Raw genomic sequence first — 26,004 nt, 5'->3', positions numbered from 1 at the left:
ATTTCCAGCGCACCCCACTCGATCGCGTCGCCCAGAATACCATGGGCATAGCGATCAGTCGGTGCGGTATATTCTGCTGAAATGATCGTTTCAGCGCAGGCAGAGGTGGCCATGATGGCCACCAATGCGATGGTCCGTATCAAATCTGCTTTTCCGGCATCTGCACGCGCAGACCGTCCAGAGCATCAGTGACCTTCAACTGGCAGGTCAGGCGCGATTTGACGGGATCGGGCTCGTAAGCAAAATCCAGCATGTCCTCTTCCATCGCATCCTTGGCAGGAAGCTTTTCAACCCATGCATCATCAATATAGACGTGGCATGTGGAACAGGCGCAAGCGCCACCGCAATCGGCCTCGATACCCGGGATGCCGTTGTCACGCGCACCTTCCATGACGGTCAGCCCGTTGGCGACATCCACAACATGCTCTTTGCCGCCGTGTTCCACGTAAGTAATCTTGGCCATTCTTGTCTGTCCCTTCCGAAAACGATTATTCTACGGTTAAGTAGTGCAGGTTCTTCACGCTCGCCACCCCCAATTTGACAGAGGTCGATTGCTGAAGGATTTTTGCACTGGGGCGCACGCAAACTGACTGTCGTCCGTAGCCCGCCATGGGGGGAACACCGCATGAAAAAGGCGGCCCCGGGGGCCGCCTTTTTATCTCAAATGTGATCGCTTAGTCTTCTAGCACGAGCGCCACAAAACGCGGGTCTCCGCCGCGGCGCACCAGCAGCAGAAGTGATTTGCGTCCTGCCTCGGTGGCTGCTTCGATCCGCTCTTCCAGATCCGCAACCGACATCACTGCTGTTTGTCCCGCTTCGGTGATAACATCACCTTCAAGAAGGCCTTTGGATGCGGCGTCAGACTCTGGGTCGATTGCTGTGATCACCAGACCTGAATCGACGGTCAAGGAGAACTGGTCGGTCAGTTCGGGTGTGATCTCCGAGAGCGTCAGCCCAAGGATCTCAGACTGCTCTGGCTCAGCCTCTTGCGTTGACGCAGGGAACGCCACTGCCTCAGAGGTTTCACGACGGCCCAAGACAACAAGCAGGTCTTCCATGTCGCCATTGCGAAGCACGCCAACAGGCACCTCTGTACCTACCGGCGAGTTGCCGACGATCCGCACCAGTTCACGGGTATCTTCGATCTCGATCCCGTCGAAATTCAGGATCACATCACCAGCGAGCATCCCTGCGTTCTCTGCAGGTCCGGGCGGTACATCGGTGACCAGCGCACCACGGGCCATATCAAGTCCGTCGATCGCATCGACCATATCCGGTGTGACGTCCTGAATACGCACACCCAACCAGCCGCGGCGCGTTTCGCCGAATTCGATCAGCTGGTCCACCACGTTGGTCACAACAGCCGAAGACATCGCAAAACCGATACCGATCGAGCCACCATTGGGCGACAGGATCGCCGTGTTTACGCCGATGACTTCACCATCCATGTTAAACAGCGGACCACCCGAGTTACCGCGGTTGATTGCAGCGTCGGTCTGGATGTAGTCGTCATAGGTGCCGGAAAGCGCACGGTTGCGTGCAGACACGATCCCGGCAGAGACCGAAAAGCCCTGCCCCAGTGGGTTGCCCATTGCCATGACCCAGTCACCGACGCGCGCGCCTTCGGCGTTGCTGTCGCCGAACTCAACGAAGGGCAGGTTTTCAAGATCAACTTTCAGAACGGCGATATCTGTGTTCGGGTCTGTCCCGATCAGCTCGGCAGGAACACCGGGTTCACCGCCTGGAAAGAACTCGATCAGGATTTCATCCGCACCTTCAATCACGTGGTTGTTGGTGACGATGAAACCATCTTCGGAGATCACGAAACCAGATCCCAGCGCCGATGAACGGCGTGTGCCTTGCCCCGGACCACGTTCGAGATCATTGAAGAAATCCTCGAAGGGCGACCCTTCAGGGACAAGCCCCTGAGGACCTGTCCGACCGGCCACAGTCGTGCTGGTCGTGATGTTGACAACTGCCGGGCTGACCTGTTCGGCCAGATCTGCGAATGTTTCAGGGCGTTGCTGCGCGTTGGCGACTGTCACCTGCGCAAGGACCATGGCGCAAGCGACCGCCAATGTCGTGACGAAAGCCATCAACAGACGGCGCGCGTTCTGCTGATCTTGGCTAATTGCGATTGCCTTGGACTTCACGGCAAATCTCCTTTTGCTGAATCCGGGGCGCATTACAGCGACCACTGTCATTAACTGATGTTCTATGTAGGGCGCGAATTGTGCAACGCAAACTTCACATTCAAATTCTCAATAGCGCGTGATTTATAGCGCAAGCCTTGAAACACTTGAACGAGGCGGCGCAAACAGAAAGGGCCAGCACGGTGACTGGCCCTTTCGTCAGTTCAAAGTCGCACCTTCATTCAGTTGCGCGCCCCGTCGGCCGATTTCAGGTAATTGAAGAAATCGCTATCGGGCGACATCACCATGGAAGAATTACCAGAAGTAAGCGCACGCTGATACGCCGTCATTGACCGGTAAAAATTAAAGAACTCTGGATCAGCACCGAATGCACCCGCGAAAATTTCATTCCGTTGTGCGTCCGCCTCACCCTGAATGATCTGGCTTTCGCGCTCTGCCTCGGAGACCAGTTCGATCACGGTCCGGTCGGCAGCGGCACGAATACGCTGTGCGGCCTCGTTACCACGGGCGATTTCATCGGCCGCTTCGCGTTCGCGTTCCGCCTTCATCCGCTCGTAGGTTGCATTCAGGTTGGACTGTGGCAGGTCTGTCCGCTTGAGCCGGACGTCGATCACCTGCAAGCCCAAGGCTTCGGCTTCGGCGATGGCGTTGTTCCGGATCCGTAGCATCAGGCCAGCACGGTCGGTCGACAGAATGTCGTTGGATGACACCGAACCCAGCACCTGACGAGTTTGTGCGCGCAAGATACTGTCAAGACGGCGGGCAGCGTCGGCTTCGCCGCCGACACCGACAGCGCGCCGGAACCGTTCGACATCGGAAATCCGATAACGCGCGAAGGCATCGACAACAAGACGACGGTCATCCGAGGGGGTCACCTCGATCGGATCAAGATCGCGGCTCAGAATACGGTCATCATAACGGACCACTTCCTGAATGAGCGGGATCTTGAAGCCGAGACCCGGTTCTTCCTGTACTTTCACGATCTGACCGAACTGCAACACGAGCGCTTTTTCACGTTCGTCTACAATAAAGACAGAAGACATAGCACCAATTGCGATGACGGCGAGGGCGGGTAATAGAAAAGCTGCTTTCCGCATTAGTTTGTTACTCCTGTCGGGCTGCGACGGATTTCATTCAACGGCAGATAGGGGACGATATTCTGGTTACCGCCTTCTCCTTCGTCGAGAATGATGATGTCGATACCACCAAGAACACCCTCCATGGTTTCAAGGAAAATCCGCTGGCGCGTCACTTCCGGAGCTTGTTCATATTCGCCCAAAACCGCGAGGAATCGGCTGGCCTCACCCTCGGCTTCGTTCACGACCCGTGCACGGTAGCCTTCGGCCTGTTCCAGCACCTGAGCGGCCCGACCACGCGCTTCTGCAACGACCTGGTTGGCGTAGGCGTCTGCTACGTTTTGCACACGGTCGCGTTCCTGACGGGCATCCTGTACGGCGCGGAATGACGCGATGACCGGCTCTGGCGGGTCGGCACGGTCAAAGTTGACGCGAATGATGCTCACACCAGAATCGTAGCTGTCCAGCGTGGACTGGATCGCTAACTGCAAGGAGTCTGCGATCACACCACGGTCACGGTTCAAAATCGGCGCGAGTTCGGATTGTGAAATGATTTCCCGCATCGCGGATTCAGAGACGGCCGCAATGGTTTGCGGTGGATCGGAAAGGTTGAACAGGTATTGTTGCGGGTCGATGATGTTCCAGACGACCTGAAACTCGATATCGACGATGTTTTCATCGCCTGTCAGCATCAAACCGGATTCAGCATCAGACCGCCCGACACCAATGTCGATGTTCCGTTCGGTCGATACTCCCAGGACCTCGCGCGTGATGACAGGCCATGGGGCAAAGTTCAGACCAGGATCGGTCGTCCGGTAATATTCCCCAAGAAACAGCTCTACTGCACGTTCTTCTGGGCGCACGGTGTAGAAAGAGGCGTAAAGCCACAGGGCTGCCACTGCGAGAATACCCAGCCCGACAGTGCCGCGTGTCATTTGCGGACCACCGCCACCACTGCCAGCAGACCCGCCGCCGCCACCGCCGCCGCCCATCAGGACACGCAGCTGTTCGCGGCCCTTGTTCACCAGCTCTTCAATTTCGGGAATATTCGGACCATCATTGTTGGGCTTACGACCGCCGCCGCCGCGATTATCATCGCCGCCGCCCGATCCGTTGTTTCCGCCGCCGCCCCAGGGGCCACCGTTGTTGCCTGCCATTGTCTTCCTATGCTTCCTTTCAGGGTCTTCCACATTCGTGAACTGTTAGTGTGGCATGTGTGGCTTGATTTGTCGAAATCAAGCGCTGCGCACGGGTTCCTTCATCGTCACGAGTTCTTCTGCCATTGTGGGGTGAACTGCAACAGTGCGATCAAAGTCCTCTTTCGTAGCCCCCATCTTCACTGCAATCCCAGCCAGCTGTATCATCTCACCCGCGTGATCTGCGACGATATGACAACCCAGCACCTTGCGTGTTTCTTTGCTGACCACGAGTTTCATTAACACCCTGTCCTCACGCCCCGCAAACGAATGGTTCATCGGCTTGAACGACGTGCAGTAAATATCGACGGGTTCTTGCTCGCGGGCTTCTTCTTCGGTCAGACCAATGGTGCCAAGTTCAGGCTGCGTAAAGACAGCGGACGGGATCAATGCGTGATCCACCGCAGTAGGGTTGCCCTTAAAGACCGTTTCCACAAAAGCCATGCCCTCGCGGATCGCGACGGGTGTCAGTTGCACGCGGTTGGTCACATCACCGATCGCATAGATCGAGGGGACGCGGGTCTGGCTGTACTCATCGACAACGATTTCGCCGCGACGGCCAACTTCAACGCCTGCGTCCTCAAGTCCCATGTCTTCTGTATTGGGCGCGCGGCCGGTGGCGAACATCACCTGATCATAGACCTTTTCGGTGCCGTTGGTGGCCTTGACCCAGATGCCATGCCCTGCCGAAGTCTGCGGCAAGGTTGCAGGTTTGCCGCCCTCCATGGGGACACTTTTATGCACGCCCGCCAGATCCTCGGCAGTGGCGGCCCGCATTTCGACAATGTTGGTGCCAAGGTGCAAGTCGACGCCTTTGGCGCGCATCCCTTCGGCCACCAGACCGCGGGCCTCGTCATCAAAGCCGCGGAGGATTTGAGCACCGCGGTAGAATTGCGTCACCTGCACACCAAGCCCGTTCAGAATACCCGCGAACTCGGATGCGATATAGCCGCCCCCCACAATCAGGATGGATTTTGGCATCTCGTCCAGCAGGAAAATCTCGTTCGAGGAAATGCCCAGTTCGGCCCCGGGCATTTCCGGAATGACGGGGCGTCCGCCCGTCGCCACAAGAATGTGCTTGGCGGTCACATCCTTGCCCGTTGAAAGCGTCACCGTGTGCGGGTCTTTCACCTTTGCGCGGGCATCAATGATTTCTACACCCGAACCATCCAAGAGCTTGCGGTAAATGCCCTCAAGACGGTCCAGCTCGGCGTTCAACTTGACGCTAAACTTGGACCAGTCGAACGGCCCCTCGTGCACATCCCAACCATAAGCGCGGGCGTCGTCGAACATCTCGGAATAGCCCGAGGCAAACACCATCAGCTTCTTGGGCACACAGCCGCGGATCACGCAGGTGCCGCCCATGCGGTATTCTTCGGCCAGCCCGACCTTTGCCCCTGTTGCCGCCGCCACACGCGCGGCACGCACCCCGCCAGAGCCACCACCGATCACAAAAAGATCATAGTCGAAAGTCATGTTTTGGCTCCGTTTTCTGCCTCTGGCGGGCTTGAGGGTAGATCAGGGCGCGCGGCGCGCACGGCGGTCGTGATAGCATCCACCGCATCTGGGGTCAGCACCTTGCGGCTACAACCGATGTAACGATCTTTCACGTCACCTTGATGGCGATACGCAAAGACCAAGGCCCGCTGATCAGCACCAAGACTGGCCCATTGCAGCTCATCCCACTTGAACGACACTGTGCGTAGCGGGCGATGGAGTGTGAGACCATCCGGGTCCAAGCGGCCCAGACTGGGGGTGCGCAGATAGCTATAGGCGATGAAGGCGGCCCAGACCCCGCATAATAGACCAAGGATCACCTCGGTTGTCGTACCGGAGGTGACAAGATCATACCAGAGCCAGCTGACCATCAAGAACAGCAGGATCGTAAAGAAATGCTGGCGCTGTGTGCGTTTGAATTCCATGGATCAGGGATCAGTCCGCGATATCGACAAAAATATTGTCGTCGTCCAGCACATCGAAGCGGATCACATTGCTTGCGTTGTTGGTAATGTCACGGGTGGTCACGCGACCATCGCCGTAACCCACAATGACCACATCGCAGATATCAATGAAAAGACCGTTTTCCACAACGCCGGGTATCTGGTTGATCACAAAGCTGAGCTGGCGGGGGTTGCCGATCCTCTTGAGATGCAGGTCAAGTATAAAGTTCCCCTCGTCGGTGACAAAAGGCTGGTCGCCTTTCATCCGCAACACCACATCGCGCCCCAAAACATCCATGCCGGTCAGGGTTTCAGCGATCAGCCCTTGGGTGATCGACAGCCCGAAGGGTACGACTTCGACAGGCAGAGGAAATGCGCCCAGCGTGTCGACTTTCTTGCTCGCGTCGGCGACCACGATCATGCGGTCGCTTGCTGTGGCCACGATCTTTTCGTGCAAATGCGCGCCACCGCCGCCTTTGATCAAGGTCAGTTTGTCATCAAACTCATCCGCCCCGTCAAAGGTCAGGTCGAGCCATTTGGCCTCATCCAGTGTAATGACGTCGATGCCGACTTTCTTGGCCAGCAAAGCTGTCCGCGTGGACGTAGGCACGCCTTTGATCTTGAGCCCCTCTTCGCGCACCATTTCGCCCAGACATTGCACCAGCCACTCGGCGGTCGATCCTGTGCCAAGGCCAACTTTCATCCCGGATTCAACAAATTCCGTCGCTTGCTTGGCCGCGACGAATTTTGCTTTGTCGATGGGAGACAGCTCACCAGACATCAATCCACTCCGAAATCTTTACCGGCGCTTTATAGGCAAGAAAAACGCTGTGTGCGAGGCCCCAATTGACGAAAGGTCAGATGCGCCCGCGCGGCGCTGCGTTTTCCTTGGCAATGTGTCGTATTTGGCAAGTGAACAGCCTGCATGTTCCGCTACACACGCATCATGAGCCAGATCTTGCGCCTGCACTACGCCCCTGACAACGCCTCGCTTTGCGTACGACTGGCGCTTGAGGAAATGGCCGTGCCTTATCAGACCGTTCTGGTCGACCGCGCAGCCCAAGCGCAAAAATCCCCTGCGTATCTGGCACTCAACCCCAATGGGCTGATCCCTGTTCTTGAAACGCCCCACGGACCGGTGTTTGAAACCGCCGCAATCCTGATGTGGCTGGCCGAGACGCATGACCAATTGATGCCGCCTTTAGGCACCCCCGCACGGATGCACGCGCTGCAATGGATGCTCTGGCTGGCCAATACGCTGCACCCCGCGTTGCGGATGACGTTCTATCCAAGCCAATACACAAACGGCGACAGCGGCGCGGTCCAAAGCATGGCCCAACAGCGCTTGCGGGCGCAGCTTGATCTGCTGGCGGCCACGCAAACCACCCCGTGGCTGGACAGTGAGGCCAGCAGTCTCCACGCCTGCTATCTTGCGCCAATGCTGCGGTGGGCGGCACTGTATGGTGGCGGTGAAGATTGGTTTGATCTTGAAAACTGGCCGCGACTGACGGCATTTGCCAAACGTATGGACGCGCGCGAAAGTACCATCAGGGCGGCACTTGCGGAAGGTTTGGGACCCAACCCGTTTTCGCGACCGGCACCTTGCACCCCACCAGAAGGATCAGCGCTCTAGCATGTTTTTATCGGTTTTCGATATGTTCAAAGTGGGCGTCGGCCCTTCATCGTCCCACACCATCGGACCGATGGTGGCCGCTGCACGGTTTCTGGACCATTTGCGCGCGTTGCCTTTCGGGGTTGCGGGTGTGCGCGCGTCGCTGCATGGCAGTCTGGCCTTTACGGGCATCGGTCACGCCACGGACCGCGCGGTGATCCTTGGTCTCGCGGGGTTTCGCGCGGATGATTATGATGCAGGGAAAGCGGATGCAGAACTTGCCCGCATTGCCACAGAGCATACGGTCACCCCACATGGCCTTGGCACGCTGGCGTTTCATCCCAAAGACGATCTGCTTTTTGACTATGGCCCCGCTTTGCCGGGCCACGCCAATGGCATGATCCTGCGCGGCACGGACGCACAGGGCGATGTGATTACCCAAGTCACCTATTATTCCATCGGCGGCGGGTTCGTGTTGACCGAGGCCGAATTGAACGCCGGCAAAGACAGTGACACAGGCGCCCCCGTCCCTTTCCCATTCCAAACGGCGCAAGAGATGCTGGAGATGGCCGCCCAATCCGGCAAGACCATCGCCGCCATGAAGCGGGCCAACGAACTTTCACGGATGCCCGGTGCCGATCTGGACAAAGGCCTCGCGCGGATTTGGGAGGTGATGAACAATTGCATCACCCGCGGGCTTGAGACTGATGGTATCTTGCCCGGTGGCTTGCAGGTGCGCCGGCGCGCCAAGGGCATTTATGATGCTTTGCAGGCCGAGCGCGGCATGAACCTGACCGCCCCCCATACGATAAATGATTTCATGTCGACCTATGCGATGGCCGTGAACGAGGAAAACGCCGCCGGCGGGCAGGTTGTGACCGCACCCACCAATGGCGCCGCCGGTGTAATCCCTGCAACGATCCGCTATTGGCTGGACCATGTCCCCGGTGCGACGGCGACCCGCGTGCCAGAATTCCTGCTCACAGCGGCAGCGATCGGGGGATTGATCAAATACAACGCCTCGATCTCTGGTGCCGAATGCGGCTGTCAGGCCGAGGTCGGAAGTGCTGCTGCCATGGCCGCGGCCGGCCTTGCGGCCGTTCTTGGCGGCACCCCCGAGCAAATTGAAAACGCGGCAGAAATTGCGCTGGAACATCATCTTGGCATGACCTGCGATCCCGTGAAAGGGCTCGTGCAAGTTCCCTGTATCGAGCGCAATGGACTGGGGGCCATCAAGGCTGTTTCTGCGGCGTCTTTGGCCTTGCGCGGCGATGGTGTCCATCTTGTCTCGCTGGATGTCGCAATCGAGACAATGCGCCAGACCGGCATGGATATGAGCGAAAAATACAAGGAAACGGCGCTGGGTGGTTTGGCGGTAAATGTGCCCAACTGCTGAGACCGGCTTTGACGCCTGCGCGTTGCCTGCCTAGGGTGAAATGATGTCGACCGACCGTCCCTTTTTTGGCGTCATGCTGATGCTGTGCTTTTGCGTGCTGGCCCCGCTAGGTGACAGCATTGCAAAGATATTGGGCGGTGCGGTGGTGCTTATGGTGCTGCTTTTTGCGCGGTTTGCTGTGCAGGCTCTCATGCTTTTGCCGGTTGTGGTTTTCCGCGGCCAAGGCCTGCGCTTACCCCGCGAGCTATTGGGATGGACGCTGGTCCGCACGGTGCTGCATATTCTGGGCATCGGTCTGATGTTCAGTGCGTTACGTTATCTGCCACTGGCGGATGCGCTGGCGATTGCATTCGTTATGCCCTTTATCATGTTGATTTTAGGTCATTTTGCCATGGGCGAAGAGGTGGGCCTGCATCGCATGATGGCCTGCGCTGTTGGCTTTTTCGGCACGCTTCTGGTCATTCAACCCAACTTTGTTGAAGTGGGTTATCCTGCGCTTTTGCCTTTGGGTGTCGCTGTGGTCTTTGCGCTTTTCATGATGGTGACGCGCAAAGTGGCGCGCGCGCTTGATCCGATCAAACTGCAGGCGATCAGCGGCGTGCAGGCGAGCATCATCATTCTTGCGCTCTATCTGCTCTTTCCGGCGGCAACGGGAACAGTGTCATTCAGCTATGATGCGGCAACATGGGGGCTTTTGGCTGCTTTGGGGGTGCTTGGCACATTCGCGCATCTTTTTATGACATGGAGCTTGCGGTTCGCACCCGCATCGACCCTTGCACCGATGCAATATCTTGAAATCCCCATTGCAACGGCGATCGGCTGGATCATCTTTGCTGATTTGCCAAACGGGCTGGCCGCGATCGGTATCTGTATTACAGTTGGTGCCGGCCTCTATGTTATTATACGCGAGCGGCAGCTTTCATTGCAACCGCCAGATGCGCGCGCGGCAGGGTAACCAGCACAGGGCCGTCCGTTTCAATCGTGACCTCACCGCCCAACGCTTCGTTTGACGGGCTCGTAAAACCGTCCGGCGTCATACGGGTCTGATCAAAGGGCCAGCGTACACCGCTGAAAGTGACTTTCGCCGCGCCCAACGGCATGAGCGATATACGGGTCCCGCTTGCTGCAGTGAAAGCGACACGGCCCGAAGCGGCCACGAAACTTACGTCATGCGCATCAAGCAGCAGGACGGCCCGTTCCGCATAGCGCGCCAGGACGTTTAGAACCGAAAGCGCATGGTCCAATCGGCCACCGGTAAATCCCAGGCCCAGCACCACAGGCGCGCTGACCCGCGTCAGTGCCTTTTCAAAATCTGTCGTCGACTGTTCAGCAATATGATTGAGCTCCTGTGCAAATGTGGCACGCGCCTTGTCCGAAAGGCTATCCAGATCCCCGATCACCGCCGCCGGTGTCACACCGGCCGCCAAGAGGTGATCTGCGCCGCCATCCACGCCTACAAAGCTGTTCACAAGGGAAAATACCGCCGAAATGGCGTCATCGGCTATTGGGGCTCCTCCAACGAGGCAGATTGCTGTATCACTTGAAACAATGGGTTTGTTTGGCAATGATTGCACCTCTATTCACAAACATTCCTCAAAAGGGTCATAATATGATCCTCAAGGGGACGTCTTCTTGTTTTCAATTAAGAATGACTATGTGTCTAGCGGGCCGCCGCTGATTAACGAAAGAAAGCGCTTAATGATGGATGAAAACACGCAAGTCCTGGATGTGACCTACGGCAACTTCTCTTGCCGCTTGGAAGGTTTCGAAGATTCTGTCGAGACAATGAAAATGGTTGTGTCTTTCTTCCATGATCTTGCCGGTCACGATCGCTTTATGGACACAGAGCCTCTTGCGCCTGACATGGCGACGCTTGCCCGCCTGACCGAAGAACAGACAGGTGTCGCGGTCGATATCGAGGGTGAAGGCAATCGCGTGAGCCTGCGCGTCCGTCCGCACGAAGAGGACATGGCCCCTGCCGCGTTGGAAGAAGAAGATGACGCGGATGACTATTTTGACGATGAAGAAATTTACGATACTGCGCGCGACGAAGCCGAAGATGATGAGGATGATGACGGATCATACGCTGACAATCTTGCCAGCGTAGCTGACAAGCTGGAGCGCATGCGCGCAGCAGCAGCTGAACGTAAAAGTGCATCAAGCGCGGAGGAGTTTTCGGAAGACCTCAGCGAGCCTGCCGCGCCTGCGGTCAACCCGCTGTCACAGCGTCTTTCCGATCTGGTCAAGCGGACAACCGCTGCGGCTGCCGCTGCTCCGATCGAGGACGACACCCCCAAGGCGCAGGCAGTTGTGACCGAAGATGACGACTTTGATGATGATTTGAACGTCTTCGACACCGCAGAGTATGACGAAGATATTGCCGCCGCCCTTGCCGCTGAGGAAGAAGAAGACGATGAATTGATGGTTGCTGATCGCGGGGCGGATGAGCCGGCTGCGGCTGAAGCGGTGGACGAGGATGACGTATTTGACGATGACGTTGTCGCAGAGCAATCAGATGATCTCGACGAAGAAGACGACTTCGAAGATAAATACGCGACAGATGCGGCCAACGACGTCGAAGCCGAGCAGGACGAGGAGCCGCTTATTCTGACCGCGAAACAGGCGTCCCAGATCGAAGACGACGACTATGATGACGATGAAGAATTCGATCTTGAGGCAGAAGTTGCCAAAGTCGAGGCCGAGATCGCCGCACGTCAGGGCAATGAATTTGCCCGCCCCGGCCTGCCCCGCCATGTCGAAGACGCGATGAGCCGGATCATGTCGCAGACGGATCAGCACCTGAACCAACCCGAGAACCGCCGCCACCGTGACGCATTTGCACAATTGAAAGCCGCGGTTGCCGCAACAGAAGCCGCACGGCAACTGGGTGACAAGGGTGCGGACAAGCGCGACCCGGATGAAGTCTACAAAGACGATCTCGGCGCGCATGAAGCAAAGGATAAGGGTGACGGCAAACCGATACCACCGCTCAAGCTCGTGAAGTCGCAAGAGGTCAAGCCCGGTGCGGGCGATCGCCAGACATTGCAGCGGCCTGAAAACAATGCACCTGCAAGCGCGGGTTCAATGGAGGCCGCATCCGAGCGCCTGCGCAAGATTGCGACCTTGAAGGAAACAGATGCAAAGCCGGAAACCAATGATTTTGCTGAGTTTGCCGCCGCACATGGTGCGTCTGACCTGACCGACCAACTGGAAGCTGCAGGTGCGTTTATCTGCTTTGTTGAGGGTGAGGATGACTTTTCACGCCCGCAGGTGATGAAACTGGTGCAGTCCGCGACCGAGAGCGAGATTTCCCGCGAAGATGGTCTGCGCAGTTTTGGCCGCCTTCTGCGGCAGGCCCGCCTGATCAAGCTTCCGAACGGGCGCTTCCAGATCGCGGAAAATACACAGTATCGCCCTGACGGGTACAAGGCCGCACAAGGCTAAGTGACGGCCAGAAAAACGGATAAAGGCGGGGTTTGACCCCGCCTTTTTTTATTTCTGCCTGTTCTCTGGCGCATCGGGATCAGGCTGCCCGATCCCTTTGAACACCCATTTCAAAGGGAATGCCCAGCCGATGCCCAGCGCAACATAGACGATGAATTCAACGACCAGCGGCAGATCCACCTCTCGGGTCATCATATTGCTCATGATCGTCGCAGCCACGATGATGTAGATGGGCAAGCCCACGACCAGCACAAAAAGAGCCAGTTTTTTCCGCGCTTTATATGTCATCTATCCTCAGTCTGCGAATGGATCTGTCACCAGAATGGTGTCTTCTCTTTCAGGTGAGGTTGAAACTAGGGCGACAGGACATTGGATCAACTCTTCAATACGTCGCACGTATTTGATCGCCTGCGCTGGCAAGTCCGCCCAAGAACGCGCGCCTTCGGTCGATTCGGACCAACCCTCAATCTCTTCGTAGACCGGTGTGCAACGGGACTGCTGATCTGCGGCAGTTGGCAGGTAATCCATCTTTTCGCCGTCCAGTTCATAGCCCACACAAATCTTGAGCGTCTCGAACCCGTCCAACACATCATGCTTGGTCAGCGAAATGCCTGTCACACCCGAGGTGGCACAAGTCTGGCGCACCAAAGCCGCATCAAACCAGCCGCACCGGCGCTTGCGCCCAGTTACGGTTCCAAACTCATGGCCACGCTCGCCCAGACGCTGGCCATCGGCATCATGCAGCTCGGTCGGGAACGGTCCCTCGCCCACGCGGGTGGTATAGGCCTTCACGATCCCCAGCACATAATCAATCGCCGTGGGGCCAACGCCCACACCGGTGGCGGCCTGCCCTGCGATTACGTTCGAGGATGTCACGAAAGGATATGTGCCAAAGTCGATATCAAGAAGTGCGCCCTGCGCGCCTTCGAACAGAATGCGCTTGCCCGCCTTGCGCTGCTCGTTCAGCACTTTCCACACTGGGGCCGCGAAAGGCAGGATTTCGGCAGCAATTTCTTTGAGTTGCGCCACCAGCGCGTCACGATCGACCGGCTCGATGCCCAGCCCTTTGCGCAGAGGGTCGTGGTGCTGCAACGCACGGTCAACGCGGGCCTCCAATGTGGCGGCATCCGCAAGATCTGCCACGCGGACGGAACGGCGACCGACCTTGTCTTCATATGCCGGGCCGATGCCACGGCCTGTGGTGCCGATTTTGGTGCCCTTGCTAGATGCCTCTTCACGGGCGCGGTCAAGCTCACCGTGGATCGGAAGGATCAGCGGCGTGTTTTCGGCAATCATCAGCGTTGTAGGGTCAATCACGACACCCTGCTTGCGGATCGAGGCGATTTCCTTGACCAGATGCCAAGGGTCCAGCACCACGCCATTGCCGATCACCGACAGTTTCCCGCCACGCACCACACCCGAAGGCAGCGCATTCAGCTTGAACACCTCGCCATCAATGACAAGCGTATGGCCCGCATTGTGGCCCCCTTGAAAGCGCGCGATCACATCAGCCCGCTCCGAGAGCCAATCAACGATCTTGCCTTTGCCTTCATCGCCCCATTGCGCACCGACGACCACCACGTTTGCCATGAACATTCATTCCTTTGCAGATTGCGTCCCCCCTATATCGCTGCCCCCGCCAATGGGAAACCGCAAATTTGCGACCCTAGACAGTGCAACCGGACCTCGGCATTGTCAGCGCACGTAAAGAAGTGAGGCATATCATGGGTTTTGTCATTCGTTGGGTCTTTGCCCTTTTGTTGCTGGTGGCCACCTATAATCCGACCCAGTGGAATTATGTGCGCTGGAGCATGGCGAATTATGAGACGCAACTGTCTCTCACAGTGCTGTTCGGCCTCATCCTTCTTGTGGGATACATTATCTATCTGCGCGCAACCCTGCGCTCGATCGGGATATTTGGCATGCTTCTGATCTTGGCCGTTGTCGGCACAATTATCTGGGTTCTGTTTGATCAGGGTGTGATCAGTCTGGACAATCCGTCTGTAAACACCTGGATCGGAATCTTTGCCCTCTCGATCGTTCTGGCGGTGGGTTTGTCGTGGTCAATCGTGCGCCGCAAGCTTAGCGGACAGGCCGATGTGGATGACATCGACGAATAAGCGGGTTTTCAGGGGTTGCGGGACGGCCCCAAGACTTTTAGATACCGCTTGTTCTTGCACGCCCCGAAAGGCCCGAAATGGAAAATGTCGTCCTCATCATTCACCTGATCCTCGCGCTCAGCCTGATCGGCACTGTGCTTTTGCAGCGCTCCGAGGGTGGTGGTCTTGGCATGGGTGGCGGTGGCGGTGCAACCGGTTCACGCCCCGCGCCGACTGCGATGAGCAAATTCACCTGGGCTCTGGCTGTCGCATTTATCTGCACATCCATCGCGCTGACATTGATTGCAGCGAACAATACAGCCGGCTCTTCGGTCGCTGATCGCTTTGGCGCTGCTCCCGTGCAGGAAGGTGTTGCGGTTCCTGATCTGGGCGATAGCCTGTTGCCACCATCCTTGAATGGTGACGACCCTCTGCTGCCAGCAGGCAATTAAATACTACCCGTTGCCCTGCTGCTACGCAGGGCAACATGATGTTGGGTCAGCGGTTGCCAATCGCGCCCGAATCCACTACAGATCAAATCCCGTGATGATGCGAATTTTCGGGTTCGCTTTCCCACAGTTTTTGGAATATTTCACGGGGGTTGCCTGCCAATGGCGCGTTTCATTTTCATCACCGGCGGCGTTGTCTCCTCTCTTGGCAAAGGCCTCGCATCCGCCGCTCTGGGCGCTTTGTTGCAGGCACGTGGCTATTCTGTCCGCCTGCGCAAGCTTGATCCCTATCTCAACGTTGATCCCGGTACGATGTCACCTTTCGAGCACGGCGAAGTGTTCGTCACCGACGATGGCGCGGAAACCGATCTGGACCTTGGCCACTACGAACGCTTTACCGGCGTGCCTGCGCGCAAGACCGATTCAGTCAGTTCAGGGCGTATCTATTCCAATGTTCTGGAAAAGGAACGTCGTGGCGATTATCTGGGCAAAACAATTCAGGTCGTTCCCCATGTGACCAACGAGATCAAGGATTTCATCAGCATCGGCGAGGATGAGGTCGATTTCATGCTCTGTGAAATCGGCGGCACCGTGGGCGACATCGAAGGGCTGCCCTTCTTTGAAGCGATCCGCCAATTCGCCCATGACAAACCCCGCGGCCAGTGCATCTTCATGCACCTGACATTGCTGCCCTATCTGGCGGCCTCGGGTGAGCTGAAGACGAAACCGACGCAACACTCGGTCAAGGAATTGCAGTCCATCGGCATCGCGCCCGACATTCTTGTGTGCCGCTCCGAGCAGCCGATCCCCGAAAAAGAACGCGAGAAGATCGCGCTGTTCTGTAACGTGCGCAAACAAAGTGTGGTCGCGGCCTACGATCTGAAATCCATCTATGAGGCCCCACTGGCCTATCACGATCAAGGCCTTGATCAGGCGGTTCTCGATGCCTTTGAGATCGCCCCTGCCCCGCAGCCGAAACTTGAGATGTGGCACGACGTCTATGACCGCATCCACAACCCTGAAGGCAAGGTAAAGGTCGCGATTGTCGGCAAATACACCCAGCTTGAGGACGCCTATAAATCCATCGCCGAGGCGCTGACCCATGGTGGCATGGCCAACCGCGTGAAAGTACAGATCGAATGGGTCGATGCCGAGCTTTTCGATAAAGACGATGCCGCTCCCTATCTGGAAGGGTTCCATGCGATCCTCGTACCGGGTGGTTTTGGTGAGCGCGGGACAGAGGGTAAAATCAAAGCAGCGCAATTCGCCCGCGAAAAGAAAATCCCCTACCTTGGAATTTGTCTTGGCATGCAGATGGCCGTGATTGAGGCCGCGCGGAATGTGGCCGGTCTGGCGAAAGCGGGTTCTGAAGAATTCGACCATGAGGCGGGCGGAAAGCGGTTCGAACCGGTCGTTTACCACCTCAAGGAATGGGTACAGGGCAACCACACCGTGGCGCGCAAGACCGATGACGACAAAGGCGGCACGATGCGTCTGGGCGCTTATGACGCCACTCTGACCGAAGGCTCGAAAGTTGCGGGCATTTACGGCACCACCGCGATCGAAGAGCGCCACCGCCACCGCTATGAGGTGGATGTGAAATATCGCGATGTCCTGGAAAAGGCCGGCCTGAAATTCTCGGGCATGTCACCGGATGACAAACTGCCCGAGATTGTCGAATGGGAGGATCATCCGTGGTTTATCGGGGTGCAATTCCATCCAGAGCTGAAATCAAAACCTTTCGCCCCACATCCGCTTTTCGCAGATTTCGTGCGCGCCGCTGTTGAGACCTCACGACTGGTCTAGATCTTATCAAAGAAACTGAAACCTAAAAGCCGAAGGTAATCTTGCGTGTGAGCACGATGCTCCCACTGATCTGATCCTGTGACTGCGTGATCGGGCTATCGGCGGCGTCAGACTGCAACTGGTCGTATTTCACGGTGCCGATCACGTCCCAATCGTCATTGATGGCATAGGTTGCTTCCGCGACAGCACCTGCGCTCACCAGACCGCCGCCTGCCGAAAAGTCGGACAAGGTGTCCGCACCGGACACACCAAAATAGGTTTGCGCATAATCATCGTCGCCCACCAAAAGCCGCGGACCCGCCTTAAAGGTCAGCTGGTCGGTGGGGCGGTAGTACACGTCACTCCCGAACTCAGCCACAAAGGACTCGTGCCCGACGATGCCGTAACGCAATACAGCGAAGATGTCGTAATAGGGGGTCGTGAATTCGAGCCCGCCACCAAGCTCCAGCGATGCATCGATATCTTCTAGCCCTGCAAGCTCACCGAAATCATCGGCACTGCGCTCACCGATGAAGCGGAAAGACCCTGTCACGCCCAGACCGTAGTTATCACCACCGCCAAGCGACAAGCCGCCAAGTTGCAGGCTTTCCAACCGGAACTTCGCACCCACACCGGGCGCGGTTTCGTCGCTGCCAAAGTACTCAGGCGCAAATGACGGCCCGAGGCCAAACCGGAAGGTCACACCATTCGCATCATCTTGCGCCAGTGCGAACTGCGGTGCTGTGATGGCGAAAATAGCAAGGATAACCCGTTGTAACATATCAATTCCTAATGTTGTTGACCCCATGGTAGCGCCCATGCACACACAAACAACCCACAAACGCGCGAGCAAGGCCGCGATGGACAGGCCCACACCGCTACGCTAAGCCGATGCCACCCATCCAGAGGACAGTGCCGCACCCTATGCTTTCGTATCAGCACATCTATCACGCCGGTAATCTGGCCGATGTTCACAAACACAGTATGTTGGCTTGGGCGCTGGCCTATATGACGCGCAAAGATAAACCGCTGTCCTACCTCGAAACCCACGCGGGTCGGGGACTTTATGATCTACAAGATGCCGCCGCCTTGAAAACCGGCGAAGCAGCCAAGGGGATCGCACTTGCGCAAGACTGGTTTGCGCCTGATCACCCATACGCACAGGTGCTCGCGCGCATCCATGCCAAATACGGCGAAAACGCCTATCCCGGTTCCCCGCTGATCGCTGCTGAAAGCCTGCGTCATCTTGATACGATCCACCTGTCGGAATTGCATCCGCAGGAATTCGCCGCCCTCAAGGACACCATGGCCCCCTATGGCGGGATCTTCCGTCAGCAGGATGGCTGGGAAATGGCCATGTCGGTCTGTCCGCCCGACCCCAAACGCGGGTTCTTGCTGATTGATCCCTCTTATGAGGTGAAATCCGATTACGAGACCATCCCTGCGACGATCGCCAAGCTGCATCGCAAATGGGGAGTGGGTGTCATTATGCTGTGGTATCCGATCCTGACCGATGCGCCCCATCAGCCGATGATACGCGCGCTAAAAGATGCACTGCCAGAGGGGCTCATCCATGAAGTGCGCTTTCCACCCGCCCGCGAAGGTCACCGGATGGTTGGCTCTGGTTTGTTCGTCGTGAACGCCCCATATGGATTGGCAGAGGAAGGGCTGCGCCTTTCTGCCCTGTTTGAAGATAAGCTCAAGGACCCTATGTAAGCGTTATGTTTCAAGATATTCTAAGGCGCCTCACCGCCCCCGCACCCGCTCCCCTGAACGAAATTGACAGCCGCGTCGCGCTTGGCGCGCTTCTGGTGCGCGTTGCGCGCACCGATGGCGATTACGCACAGGTCGAGATCCAGCAGATCGACCACGCGTTGATGACACGCTACAGCCTGTCGGCCGCTGATGCCGCGGCACTCCGCGCCGAATGCGAGGAACTGGAAGCGCAGGCCCCCGATACCGTTCGCTTTACCCGCGCCATCAAGGAAGCCGTATCCTATGAAAACCGCCTGAGCGTGATTGAGGCACTCTGGGCGGTGGTAATGGCGGACGGCGTGCGCGACCACGAAGAAGACAGCATGATGCGGATGACCGCCTCTTTGCTGGGGGTGTCGGATCAGGACAGTCACAGCGCAAGGATCAAGGTGAGCGCAAAATAACAGCACCAATGGGGAAAACTGCGCCCAAATTGCGCTGACGTAGGGTCAGGGCGTGCCAAAGAGTTGCAAATGCCCCTGAAATAGGCACAACTCGGTGCCACAATAATGAAAAGCTGCCCAGCCCCGTGAACACGTCTGCCCCAGTCATCGAAATCCGCAACCTGCACAAAGCCTATGGCGATCTGGAGGTTTTGAAAGGTGTCGATATCACGGCTCCCGCAGGGCACGTCGTGTCCCTGATCGGGTCGTCCGGCTCCGGCAAATCCACACTCCTGCGCTGTGCGAACTTGCTCGAAGACAGCCAGCAAGGCGATGTCCTCTTCTGCGGGGAACCTGTCATCTGGAAAGGCACCGGCGCGCGCCGCCATCCGGGGGATCATGCGCAAATGATCCGCATCCGTACGAACCTGTCGATGGTGTTCCAGCAGTTCAACCTCTGGGCACATATGACGATCCTGCAGAATGTGATGGAGGCCCCCTTGACCGTGCTCAAGCGCGACCGCGCCGAGGTTGAGGCCGCTGCGCGCAAATATCTGGACAAGGTCGGCATTGGCGACAAATGCGATGCCTACCCCGCCATGCTTTCGGGCGGACAACAACAACGGGCCGCGATTGCGCGTGCCCTCTGCATGGAACCCAAGGCGCTGCTTTTTGATGAGCCGACAAGCGCCTTGGACCCCGAACTTGAGCAGGAAGTTGTGAAGGTGATCAAGGATCTGGCCGCTGAAGGGCGCACCATGATCATCGTCACCCATGACATGCGACTGGCCGCTGATGTCAGCGACCACGTCGTTTTCCTGCACCAAGGCAAAATCGAAGAGCAAGGCGCACCTGCCGCGCTTTTCGGCAATCCAAAGACCGAACGGCTTCAGGGTTTCCTGTCGGCCACGGTTTCTTAACCTCATCAACCCGGGAGATCATTGATGAAAAACCTTATCCTTACGACGGCCGCACTCGCCTTTGCTGGTTCCATGGCCCTCGCTGACGCGCATTCCGTTGTGCGTCTTGGCACCGAGGGTGCCTACCCTCCGTACAACTTTATCAACGATGACGGCGAAGTTGACGGGTTCGAGCGCGCATTGGGCGACGAGCTTTGCCTGCGCGCCGAACTGACCTGTGAGTGGGTCACAAACGAGTGGGACAGCATTATTCCGAACCTCGTATCCGGCAACTATGATGTCATCATCGCAGGCATGTCGATCACAGACGAGCGTGACGAAGTCATCGACTTTTCGGACAACTACACACAGCCTGATCCATCCGCCTATCTGGTCGCATCCGAAGATGTCGATCTGGCCAATGGGGTAATCGCCGCTCAGACCGGCACAATTCAGGCGGCTTTCATTGCCAGCACAGGCGCGACTTTGCTGGAATTCGCAACACCTGACGAGACTGTTGCAGCCGTGAAAAGCGGTGAAGCTGACGCCGTTCTTGCGGACAAAGCCTATCTTGCGCCAATCGCTGAATCCGACGCTGAAGTGATGCTGATGGGTCAGGAAGAGATGATCGGTGGCGGTGTAGGCCTTGGCCTGCGCGAAAGCGACGGTGAGCTGCGCGACAAATTCAACGCGGCGATTGCGTCCATGAAAGCAGACGGCTCGTTGAACGCATTGATCGCGGAATGGGGTGTGGGCGAGCAGTTCTAAGCCGCACTACAGCACATCAAAGGGTCGCCCTCATGGCGGCCCTTTTTCGTTCAGCCTTTGGCAAACCGTTGCGGACGGTAAGGGGCGAGCATCGCCGCATCCGCGTTGTCGAGACGGCCCGCAATATCCTTAGCAATCAGCTCTGCAATGATCGGCCCAAGCGTGATGCCGGAATGCAGAACAGCGACATACACCCCCGCGGCCACGGCCCCCACGACAGGTAAACCATCCTGCGGCACAGGGCGCTCTGCGCGGACAACCTCGGCCCAGCGCGCATCAGACAAGCCATCGAAGAGAGCGCGTAGCCGCCCCATCGCGGCATCGGCGGCATCATCCGGCATTTGTAACAAATCCTCTGCTGCGTCGCCTTGGTGCCCCGCAGAGACAGGCATCAGGATCTGCCCCGAGGGTTCCTGCCTGATCTCGCCGTCGGGTGTTGCCAGAATATGCTGCAAGATCTTTTCTTGCCGGTTGGTGCGCAGGATATAGGCGGGGCGCGGCACAAGGGGGATCGTGCAATCAATACTCTGCGCCAGTGCGGTCGTACCTGTCCCGGCGGCAATGATCACCTGATCGGCTGCGATCACACCCTGCGCTGTCACAACCCCCACACCACGGCCATTGCGCAGCGCGATGCCTGAGACCGCCACATTGCTGATCACCCGTGCGCCCGCATCCTGTGCTGCGGCCAGAAACGCCCTTGCCAGATCACCCGAGGAGGCAGCCCCCTCGCTGGGGAAGAAAAGCGCCTGTTTGGGGGCGACTTTCAATGCGGGTGCGCGCGCGGATACGGCCTGCTCGCTTAACATCTCCACAGGATACGCAAATCCGCGCAACTGCGCGTATGTCTCTTCCATCGCAGCCCCGGGCATGTCCCAGCATAAACACCCCTGCCACACAACGGGGGCCGCGACGACTTTCATGACGCGGTGCCATGCCTGAATACCTGCCGCGCGAAGATGATGATGGTCGTCGTTCAGATAAAAGCTCGCGTTGATCCAGCCAAAGGCGGCACGTGTCGCATCCGGTGCGCCGCTTGCGACGACCGTGACGCGATGCCCCGCGCGCGACAGTTGCAGCGCCGTCGCGGCCCCGATGATGCCAGCGCCCACAATTACGACAGACTGTTCCATTTTTAGCATCTCCCGTTGCGGCAAACCCGCATTGCGCCGCGTAAATGTGCGCCGTGCGTTGACTTGGCGCGGCAATTGTTGGACGGATTAACAATCCAACGCAATAAGACGATTGATGTTCAGTTACTGTACAGATCCCGCCACCCTTGAAGGCTTCCAATGGTTTAGCTGCTACCTGACAACAGGCAAGCACATGTCCATGTACTATGCCTTTGGTACGGTCCTGTTACTGCTGGCGATCACGGCCCCCACGGCGCTTGCTTTTGGCTTTGCGGGCGCATCTGCGGCGCGCAGCACTGTGGCTCCGCTGCGCTGGATTGGTAAAACCTATATCGCAGTTGTGCGCGGCATCCCCGATATCGCGTTTTTCCTTTTCTTCGTCATCGCGCTTGATCAGGCCTTCGAATATATCCGCCACCGCATCAAATGCCCCGACTGGACCGAGCCGGTGCGCCAAGGCAACGATTTCGTTGTTTGCACCGCCGCCAAGCTGCCCTTGGGCAATGCCCCCCAATGGGTGCATGAGACCTACGGCTTTTTGCTAGCCGTGCTCACCTTTGCCATCGTCTTTGGGGCCTTTGCGGCAAACGTCCTGTTTGGCGCCATGCGCGCTGTGCCCAGAGGACAGCTTGAAACCGCCGAAGCCTACGGCATGAACCGCCGCCAGACCTTTTGGCGCGTGCTGGTGCCGCAAATGTGGGTCTATGCGCTGCCTGGTCTGTCGAACTTGTGGATGGTGCTGATCAAGGCCACGCCACTTCTGTTTCTGCTGGGCGTAGAGGATATCGTTTACTGGGCCCGTGAACTGGGCGGTGCCAAGCAGCCGCAATTCACCGACTATCCCCACCCCGACTGGCGGATGTGGTATTTTGGGGCGCTTCTGGTTTTCTACCTCTGCTTTACAAAAGTCTCTGAAGTCGTGCTGGACCGGATCATGGCCAAACTGACCCATGGCCAAGCCACTACGGCCGGTGAACGGCAACGCAAGGCAGCCGCATAATGAGTTGTTGGGAAACAATCGCCGACTACGCGCTGCGCAGCCAAGGTATTGGCGAGCGTTTGTTGCCGCGCAGTGACTTTACGCTTTGCCAGCAGTTCACGCTGATCGGGTCTGGCATGATCTGGAACATCTATTTCGGGGTTGTGGCCCTCTGCTTTGGCTTCTTTTTGGCCACTGCCGTGGCGATGGGCAAGGCCGCACAAAACCCGCTTTTGCGCAAACCTGCGGAATGGTTCATCTTTATCTTCCGCGGCTCACCTCTGTTTATCCAGTTCTTCTTTGCCTATTTCCTTTTCCTCAGCCTCAAAAACGTCAGCCCGTTTTTTGACCCGCTCACCTCGGCCTGGGCCGGTGCGCTGTTGGTGCTCTTCCTGAACACCGCCGCCTATTCGGGCGAGATTTTCTATGGCGCGCTGCAATCCATCCCCAAAGGCGATATCGAGGCAGCAGACGCTTACGGTCTTTCAGGCTGGACGCGCTTTCGCCGCGTCATCTGGCCCACCATGCTGCGGCTGGCATGGCCAGCTTATACCAACGAGGCGATTTTCCTGTTTCACGCCACGACGCTTGTGTTCTTCTCGGGCTTTCCGGCAACGCAACAACGGGGCGACGCGCTTTATTATGCCAACTACTTTGCCGATAAGACTTTCAATCCTTTCGTCCCCTATCCGATCCTCGCAGGATATTTCATCATCCTGACGCTGATCGTCATCGGGCTTTTCGGCTTGGTGAATAGCCATCTGAACCGGCATTTGCCGCAGGATGCACGCAGGAAAATCAAAGTGAGGCCGCAGATTATCCGATGAGTTGGCTTGATGATCACCCCGAAATCCGTAACCTGCGCTGTGGCGCGGCCGATCTGAACGGCCAGCCACGCGGTAAACGCATGCCGCGCAAGTTTGCCCAGAAGCTCGAAAAAGAAGGTACGCGCTTTCCGCTGTCGGTCCTGAACCTTGATATCTGGGGAGAGGACATCGACGACAGCCCGCTGGTGTTCGAAACCGGCGATGCAGACGGCCTTCTGTTGCCAACAGAGCGGGGCTATGTGCCGATGCCGTGGCTGCGCGCACCCACCGCCATTTTGCCACTTTGGGCGTTTCATGATGATGGCACGCCTTTTTCTGGCGATCCGCGCCATGCGCTGGCCCGCGTGCTGAACCGCTATCATGAACACGGTCTGACACCGGTCGCCGCAACCGAGATGGAGTTCTATCTTGTCGATGACAGCGGCAAGAAAATCCGGCAGCCCAAATCACCACGCTCGGGCAAACGCCGCGCCGGTGCCGAGATCCTGTCCTTGCGCGCGCTCGATGCTTTTGATGAGTTCTTCAACGAACTTTATGATGCTTGCGGGGCGATGAATATTCCCGCCGAGGCCGCGATTTCCGAAGGCGGGATCGGCCAGTTCGAGGTGAACCTTGAACATGTGCCCGATGCGCTCAAATCCGCAGATGATGCGTGGCTGTTCAAGATGCTGGTGCGCGGCCTTGCCCGCAATCACGGGATGGCAGCCAGTTTCATGGCCAAGCCTTATGATGACTATGCCGGAAACGGGCTGCACACGCATTTTTCGGTGCAGGACAAGGACGGCAAGAACATCTTTGCCAATGATACGTTTGAAGGCACGCCCCTTTTGCAGAACGCGATCGCTGGCTGTCTGGCAGGCATCCCTGATCTGACACTGATCTTTGCGCCCCATGGCAACAGCTATGAACGGCTGGTGCCGGGCGCACATGCACCGACCAGCATTTGCTGGGCCTATGACAACCGCACCGCCACTGTGCGCGTGCCGGGCGGGAGCTATGGCGCGCGGCGGATCGAACATCGTCTCGCGGGTGGTGACGTGAACCCCTATCTGTTCCTTGCTGCCGTGCTGGGGTCTGCGCTGGTAGGGATCGAGGACGGCATGACACCCCCTGCCCCGATCACCGGTAACGCCTATGACCAGAAGCTGCCGCAGGTGCCCGGCACTTGGGCAGAAGCGATTGACCGGTTCGAGCAAAGCACGCTTGCGCGGCGCATATTTGATCCACAGCTGGTGGATAATCTGGTCCGGACGAAACGGCAGGAAATGCAGTATTTTGCGGAAATGTCCCCCGAAGAACAGCTCGACCATTATCTTGATCTTGTCTAATTCTATCCCCACCTGAAGGTTAGAGGTTCACCCATGAAGATCGGCATTTTGCAAACAGGCCATGCGCCGGACGAGTTGTTGCCAACAAACGGCGATTATGACCGGCTGTTCCAGCGACTGCTGGATGGAAACGGCTTTGCATTCACCACCTATAACGTTGTGGATATGGAGTTTCCTGCCAGCATCACCGATTGCGATGGCTGGCTGATCACAGGCTCCAAACACGGCGCCTATGAGGATCACCCCTTCATTCCACCGCTTGAGGCCTTCATCCGCGATGTCTATGCCGCCGATATTCCCTTGGTGGGCATATGCTTTGGCCATCAGATCATCGCGCAGGCACTGGGTGGGAAGGTTGAAAAATTCACCGGCGGCTGGGCCGTCGGACACCAGACCTATGATTGGAACGGCGAGAGGATTGCACTCAACGCGTGGCATCAGGATCAGGTTATCGCCATACCCAAGGATGCGCAGGTGATTGCCAGCAATGATTTTTGTGCCGCGGCAGCCCTCGTTTATGGCAAGCGCGCGTTCACGACACAGCCGCACCCGGAGTTTGACACGGATTTCATCGCAGGTCTGGCCCAGCACCGTGGGCCGGGCGTTGTGCCTGATACGCAACTGGCGGAAACGCATGCAAATTTGCAAAAGCCCATTGATAATGCGCTGATCGCGACACAGATCGCCAAGTTCTTCAAAGAGCGCACGGTGGCTTAAGGCCTTATGAACCCACTTTATCGTAACGACCGCCCCGGCGTATTGCCCGATAGCTGGTATGTCGC

General features: G+C 57.5%; 27 protein-coding genes. 15 read left to right on the top strand and 12 right to left on the bottom strand.

Annotation, left to right across the window (positions count from 1 at the left end; translation table 11 throughout):
* Positions 1 to 139: 139 nt before the first annotated feature.
* The 7 genes from VGP75_RS19905 to rpiA all read right to left on the bottom strand — a co-directional run bounded on the left by VGP75_RS19905 (position 140) and on the right by rpiA (position 7,146).
* Positions 140 to 463 carry a 2Fe-2S iron-sulfur cluster-binding protein gene (locus VGP75_RS19905; protein ID WP_055296644.1) on the bottom strand — a complete coding sequence of 108 codons (324 nt, stop codon included), beginning with the start codon at positions 461 to 463 and terminating at the stop codon, positions 140 to 142.
* A gap of 211 nt (positions 464 to 674) precedes the next feature.
* On the bottom strand, positions 675 to 2,096 hold the full coding sequence (locus VGP75_RS19900) for a Do family serine endopeptidase (protein ID WP_327545309.1): 1,422 nt from the start codon (positions 2,094 to 2,096) through the stop codon (positions 675 to 677).
* A gap of 278 nt (positions 2,097 to 2,374) precedes the next feature.
* A complete protein-coding gene (hflC, locus tag VGP75_RS19895; RefSeq protein WP_327545307.1) occupies positions 2,375 to 3,250 on the bottom strand; it encodes a protease modulator HflC in 876 nt (291 codons plus the stop codon).
* Positions 3,250 to 4,386 carry an FtsH protease activity modulator HflK gene (gene hflK / locus VGP75_RS19890; RefSeq protein WP_327545306.1) on the bottom strand — a complete coding sequence of 379 codons (1,137 nt, stop codon included), beginning with the start codon at positions 4,384 to 4,386 and terminating at the stop codon, positions 3,250 to 3,252. Before hflK ends, hflC begins: the two co-directional genes overlap by 1 nt.
* A 78-nt stretch (positions 4,387 to 4,464) precedes the next feature.
* The gene (gene gor / locus VGP75_RS19885; protein WP_327545305.1) at positions 4,465 to 5,901 is read right to left on the bottom strand and encodes a glutathione-disulfide reductase; all 1,437 of its coding nucleotides are present in this window, start codon (positions 5,899 to 5,901) and stop codon (positions 4,465 to 4,467) included.
* Positions 5,898 to 6,347, bottom strand: coding sequence for a hypothetical protein (locus VGP75_RS19880; protein WP_327545304.1), 450 nt, complete (start codon positions 6,345 to 6,347; stop codon positions 5,898 to 5,900). Before VGP75_RS19880 ends, gor begins: the two co-directional genes overlap by 4 nt.
* Positions 6,348 to 6,357: 10 nt before the next feature.
* Positions 6,358 to 7,146, bottom strand: coding sequence for a ribose-5-phosphate isomerase RpiA (gene rpiA / locus VGP75_RS19875; RefSeq protein ID WP_327545303.1), 789 nt, complete (start codon positions 7,144 to 7,146; stop codon positions 6,358 to 6,360).
* Between the two features lie 144 nt (positions 7,147 to 7,290).
* Between rpiA and VGP75_RS19870 the strand changes: the two genes are divergently transcribed.
* From VGP75_RS19870 to VGP75_RS19860, 3 genes are read left to right on the top strand one after another with little or no spacing between them, the layout of a single operon-like run.
* Positions 7,291 to 7,998 carry a glutathione S-transferase family protein gene (locus tag VGP75_RS19870; protein ID WP_327545302.1) on the top strand — a complete coding sequence of 236 codons (708 nt, stop codon included), beginning with the start codon at positions 7,291 to 7,293 and terminating at the stop codon, positions 7,996 to 7,998.
* 1 nt (position 7,999) lies between these two features.
* Positions 8,000 to 9,373, top strand: coding sequence for an L-serine ammonia-lyase (locus VGP75_RS19865; protein ID WP_327545301.1), 1,374 nt, complete (start codon positions 8,000 to 8,002; stop codon positions 9,371 to 9,373).
* A gap of 43 nt (positions 9,374 to 9,416) precedes the next feature.
* Entirely contained in the window at positions 9,417 to 10,328 is a 912-nt protein-coding gene (locus tag VGP75_RS19860; RefSeq protein ID WP_327545300.1) for a DMT family transporter, read from the top strand.
* Here the strand turns inward: VGP75_RS19860 and VGP75_RS19855 are convergent.
* Complete coding sequence (locus VGP75_RS19855) at positions 10,273 to 10,842, bottom strand: thiamine diphosphokinase (protein WP_327545299.1); 570 nt, start codon at positions 10,840 to 10,842, stop codon at positions 10,273 to 10,275. The genes VGP75_RS19860 and VGP75_RS19855 overlap by 56 nt on opposite strands.
* Positions 10,843 to 11,071: 229 nt before the next feature.
* On the opposite strand from VGP75_RS19855, the gene VGP75_RS19850 reads away from it, so the two are divergent.
* Positions 11,072 to 12,817 (top strand): hypothetical protein, encoded by a 1,746-nt coding sequence (locus VGP75_RS19850; protein ID WP_327545298.1) that lies wholly within the window; start codon positions 11,072 to 11,074, stop codon positions 12,815 to 12,817.
* Positions 12,818 to 12,865: 48 nt separating this feature from the next.
* Here VGP75_RS19850 and VGP75_RS19845 read toward each other — a convergent pair whose 3' ends face one another.
* Positions 12,866 to 13,105, bottom strand: a complete 240-nt coding sequence (locus VGP75_RS19845; protein WP_327545297.1) for a DUF2842 domain-containing protein — start codon at positions 13,103 to 13,105, stop codon at positions 12,866 to 12,868.
* A gap of 6 nt (positions 13,106 to 13,111) precedes the next feature.
* Positions 13,112 to 14,407 carry an adenylosuccinate synthase gene (locus VGP75_RS19840; RefSeq protein WP_327545308.1) on the bottom strand — a complete coding sequence of 432 codons (1,296 nt, stop codon included), beginning with the start codon at positions 14,405 to 14,407 and terminating at the stop codon, positions 13,112 to 13,114.
* Between the two features lie 134 nt (positions 14,408 to 14,541).
* Between VGP75_RS19840 and VGP75_RS19835 the strand changes: the two genes are divergently transcribed.
* The 3 genes from VGP75_RS19835 (at position 14,542) to pyrG (ending at position 17,171) form a co-directional block, all read left to right on the top strand.
* Positions 14,542 to 14,937: a DUF6524 family protein gene (locus VGP75_RS19835; RefSeq protein WP_327545296.1), complete on the top strand. Its 396-nt coding sequence runs from the start codon at positions 14,542 to 14,544 to the stop codon at positions 14,935 to 14,937.
* A gap of 77 nt (positions 14,938 to 15,014) precedes the next feature.
* On the top strand, positions 15,015 to 15,368 hold the full coding sequence (secG, locus tag VGP75_RS19830) for a preprotein translocase subunit SecG (protein WP_327545295.1): 354 nt from the start codon (positions 15,015 to 15,017) through the stop codon (positions 15,366 to 15,368).
* A gap of 159 nt (positions 15,369 to 15,527) precedes the next feature.
* Positions 15,528 to 17,171, top strand: coding sequence for a CTP synthase (gene pyrG / locus VGP75_RS19825; RefSeq protein ID WP_327545294.1), 1,644 nt, complete (start codon positions 15,528 to 15,530; stop codon positions 17,169 to 17,171).
* A gap of 22 nt (positions 17,172 to 17,193) precedes the next feature.
* On the opposite strand, the gene VGP75_RS19820 is transcribed toward pyrG, so the two are convergent.
* Positions 17,194 to 17,931, bottom strand: a complete 738-nt coding sequence (locus tag VGP75_RS19820) for a MipA/OmpV family protein (RefSeq protein ID WP_327545293.1) — start codon at positions 17,929 to 17,931, stop codon at positions 17,194 to 17,196.
* 143 nt (positions 17,932 to 18,074) lie between these two features.
* Between VGP75_RS19820 and rlmJ the strand changes: the two genes are divergently transcribed.
* The 4 genes from rlmJ (at position 18,075) to VGP75_RS19800 (ending at position 20,955) form a co-directional block, all read left to right on the top strand.
* A complete protein-coding gene (rlmJ, locus tag VGP75_RS19815; RefSeq protein WP_327545292.1) occupies positions 18,075 to 18,866 on the top strand; it encodes a 23S rRNA (adenine(2030)-N(6))-methyltransferase RlmJ in 792 nt (263 codons plus the stop codon).
* A 5-nt stretch (positions 18,867 to 18,871) separates the two neighbouring features.
* Positions 18,872 to 19,309, top strand: coding sequence for a tellurite resistance TerB family protein (locus VGP75_RS19810; protein WP_327545291.1), 438 nt, complete (start codon positions 18,872 to 18,874; stop codon positions 19,307 to 19,309).
* 125 nt (positions 19,310 to 19,434) lie between these two features.
* Complete coding sequence (locus VGP75_RS19805) at positions 19,435 to 20,208, top strand: ABC transporter ATP-binding protein (RefSeq protein ID WP_327545290.1); 774 nt, start codon at positions 19,435 to 19,437, stop codon at positions 20,206 to 20,208.
* Between the two features lie 24 nt (positions 20,209 to 20,232).
* Positions 20,233 to 20,955, top strand: coding sequence for a transporter substrate-binding domain-containing protein (locus VGP75_RS19800; RefSeq protein WP_327545289.1), 723 nt, complete (start codon positions 20,233 to 20,235; stop codon positions 20,953 to 20,955).
* 50 nt (positions 20,956 to 21,005) lie between these two features.
* Here the strand turns inward: VGP75_RS19800 and VGP75_RS19795 are convergent, their stop codons facing one another.
* Entirely contained in the window at positions 21,006 to 22,088 is a 1,083-nt protein-coding gene (locus tag VGP75_RS19795) for an NAD(P)/FAD-dependent oxidoreductase (RefSeq protein ID WP_327545288.1), read from the bottom strand.
* 115 nt (positions 22,089 to 22,203) lie between these two features.
* Here VGP75_RS19795 and VGP75_RS19790 point away from each other — a divergent pair, with 115 nt between their 5' ends.
* From VGP75_RS19790 to VGP75_RS19775, 4 genes are read left to right on the top strand one after another with little or no spacing between them, the layout of a single operon-like run.
* Positions 22,204 to 23,088, top strand: a complete 885-nt coding sequence (locus VGP75_RS19790; protein ID WP_327545287.1) for an ABC transporter permease — start codon at positions 22,204 to 22,206, stop codon at positions 23,086 to 23,088.
* The gene (locus tag VGP75_RS19785) at positions 23,088 to 23,894 is read left to right on the top strand and encodes an ABC transporter permease (RefSeq protein ID WP_327545286.1); all 807 of its coding nucleotides are present in this window, start codon (positions 23,088 to 23,090) and stop codon (positions 23,892 to 23,894) included. Before VGP75_RS19790 ends, VGP75_RS19785 begins: the two co-directional genes overlap by 1 nt.
* Positions 23,891 to 25,222, top strand: a complete 1,332-nt coding sequence (locus VGP75_RS19780; protein WP_327545285.1) for a glutamine synthetase family protein — start codon at positions 23,891 to 23,893, stop codon at positions 25,220 to 25,222. The genes VGP75_RS19785 and VGP75_RS19780 overlap by 4 nt, the downstream gene beginning before the upstream one ends.
* A 33-nt stretch (positions 25,223 to 25,255) precedes the next feature.
* Positions 25,256 to 25,939, top strand: a complete 684-nt coding sequence (locus tag VGP75_RS19775) for a type 1 glutamine amidotransferase (RefSeq protein WP_327545284.1) — start codon at positions 25,256 to 25,258, stop codon at positions 25,937 to 25,939.
* Positions 25,940 to 26,004 lie beyond the last annotated feature (65 nt).

Source organism: Yoonia sp., from assembly GCF_036007805.1.
Taxonomy (GTDB): Bacteria; Pseudomonadota; Alphaproteobacteria; order Rhodobacterales; family Rhodobacteraceae; genus Yoonia.
The sequence above is the reverse complement of the archived record's forward strand: the minus strand, read 5'-3'. Positions and strand labels throughout refer to the sequence as shown.

Excerpts from the sequence above, each read along its gene's own strand:
- VGP75_RS19810 (WP_327545291.1), top strand. The coding sequence starts at position 18,872 with ATGTTTCAAGATATTCTAAGGCGCCTCACCGCCCCCGCACCCGCTCCC.
- VGP75_RS19790 (WP_327545287.1), top strand. The coding sequence starts at position 22,204 with ATGTTCAGTTACTGTACAGATCCCGCCACCCTTGAAGGCTTCCAATGG.
- VGP75_RS19835 (WP_327545296.1), top strand. The coding sequence starts at position 14,542 with ATGGGTTTTGTCATTCGTTGGGTCTTTGCCCTTTTGTTGCTGGTGGCC.
- VGP75_RS19850 (WP_327545298.1), top strand. The coding sequence starts at position 11,072 with ATGATGGATGAAAACACGCAAGTCCTGGATGTGACCTACGGCAACTTC.
- VGP75_RS19795 (WP_327545288.1), bottom strand. The coding sequence starts at position 22,088 with ATGGAACAGTCTGTCGTAATTGTGGGCGCTGGCATCATCGGGGCCGCG.
- VGP75_RS19860 (WP_327545300.1), top strand. The coding sequence starts at position 9,417 with ATGTCGACCGACCGTCCCTTTTTTGGCGTCATGCTGATGCTGTGCTTT.
- VGP75_RS19905 (WP_055296644.1), bottom strand. The coding sequence starts at position 463 with ATGGCCAAGATTACTTACGTGGAACACGGCGGCAAAGAGCATGTTGTG.
- VGP75_RS19840 (WP_327545308.1), bottom strand. The coding sequence starts at position 14,407 with ATGGCAAACGTGGTGGTCGTCGGTGCGCAATGGGGCGATGAAGGCAAA.
- hflC (WP_327545307.1), bottom strand. The coding sequence starts at position 3,250 with ATGCGGAAAGCAGCTTTTCTATTACCCGCCCTCGCCGTCATCGCAATT.
- VGP75_RS19900 (WP_327545309.1), bottom strand. The coding sequence starts at position 2,096 with ATGGCTTTCGTCACGACATTGGCGGTCGCTTGCGCCATGGTCCTTGCG.
- VGP75_RS19785 (WP_327545286.1), top strand. The coding sequence starts at position 23,088 with ATGAGTTGTTGGGAAACAATCGCCGACTACGCGCTGCGCAGCCAAGGT.
- VGP75_RS19780 (WP_327545285.1), top strand. The coding sequence starts at position 23,891 with ATGAGTTGGCTTGATGATCACCCCGAAATCCGTAACCTGCGCTGTGGC.
- gor (WP_327545305.1), bottom strand. The coding sequence starts at position 5,901 with ATGACTTTCGACTATGATCTTTTTGTGATCGGTGGTGGCTCTGGCGGG.
- VGP75_RS19775 (WP_327545284.1), top strand. The coding sequence starts at position 25,256 with ATGAAGATCGGCATTTTGCAAACAGGCCATGCGCCGGACGAGTTGTTG.
- VGP75_RS19870 (WP_327545302.1), top strand. The coding sequence starts at position 7,291 with ATGTTCCGCTACACACGCATCATGAGCCAGATCTTGCGCCTGCACTAC.
- VGP75_RS19845 (WP_327545297.1), bottom strand. The coding sequence starts at position 13,105 with ATGACATATAAAGCGCGGAAAAAACTGGCTCTTTTTGTGCTGGTCGTG.
- rlmJ (WP_327545292.1), top strand. The coding sequence starts at position 18,075 with ATGCTTTCGTATCAGCACATCTATCACGCCGGTAATCTGGCCGATGTT.
- pyrG (WP_327545294.1), top strand. The coding sequence starts at position 15,528 with ATGGCGCGTTTCATTTTCATCACCGGCGGCGTTGTCTCCTCTCTTGGC.
- hflK (WP_327545306.1), bottom strand. The coding sequence starts at position 4,386 with ATGGCAGGCAACAACGGTGGCCCCTGGGGCGGCGGCGGAAACAACGGA.
- secG (WP_327545295.1), top strand. The coding sequence starts at position 15,015 with ATGGAAAATGTCGTCCTCATCATTCACCTGATCCTCGCGCTCAGCCTG.
- VGP75_RS19880 (WP_327545304.1), bottom strand. The coding sequence starts at position 6,347 with ATGGAATTCAAACGCACACAGCGCCAGCATTTCTTTACGATCCTGCTG.
- VGP75_RS19865 (WP_327545301.1), top strand. The coding sequence starts at position 8,000 with ATGTTTTTATCGGTTTTCGATATGTTCAAAGTGGGCGTCGGCCCTTCA.
- VGP75_RS19820 (WP_327545293.1), bottom strand. The coding sequence starts at position 17,931 with ATGTTACAACGGGTTATCCTTGCTATTTTCGCCATCACAGCACCGCAG.
- rpiA (WP_327545303.1), bottom strand. The coding sequence starts at position 7,146 with ATGTCTGGTGAGCTGTCTCCCATCGACAAAGCAAAATTCGTCGCGGCC.
- VGP75_RS19800 (WP_327545289.1), top strand. The coding sequence starts at position 20,233 with ATGAAAAACCTTATCCTTACGACGGCCGCACTCGCCTTTGCTGGTTCC.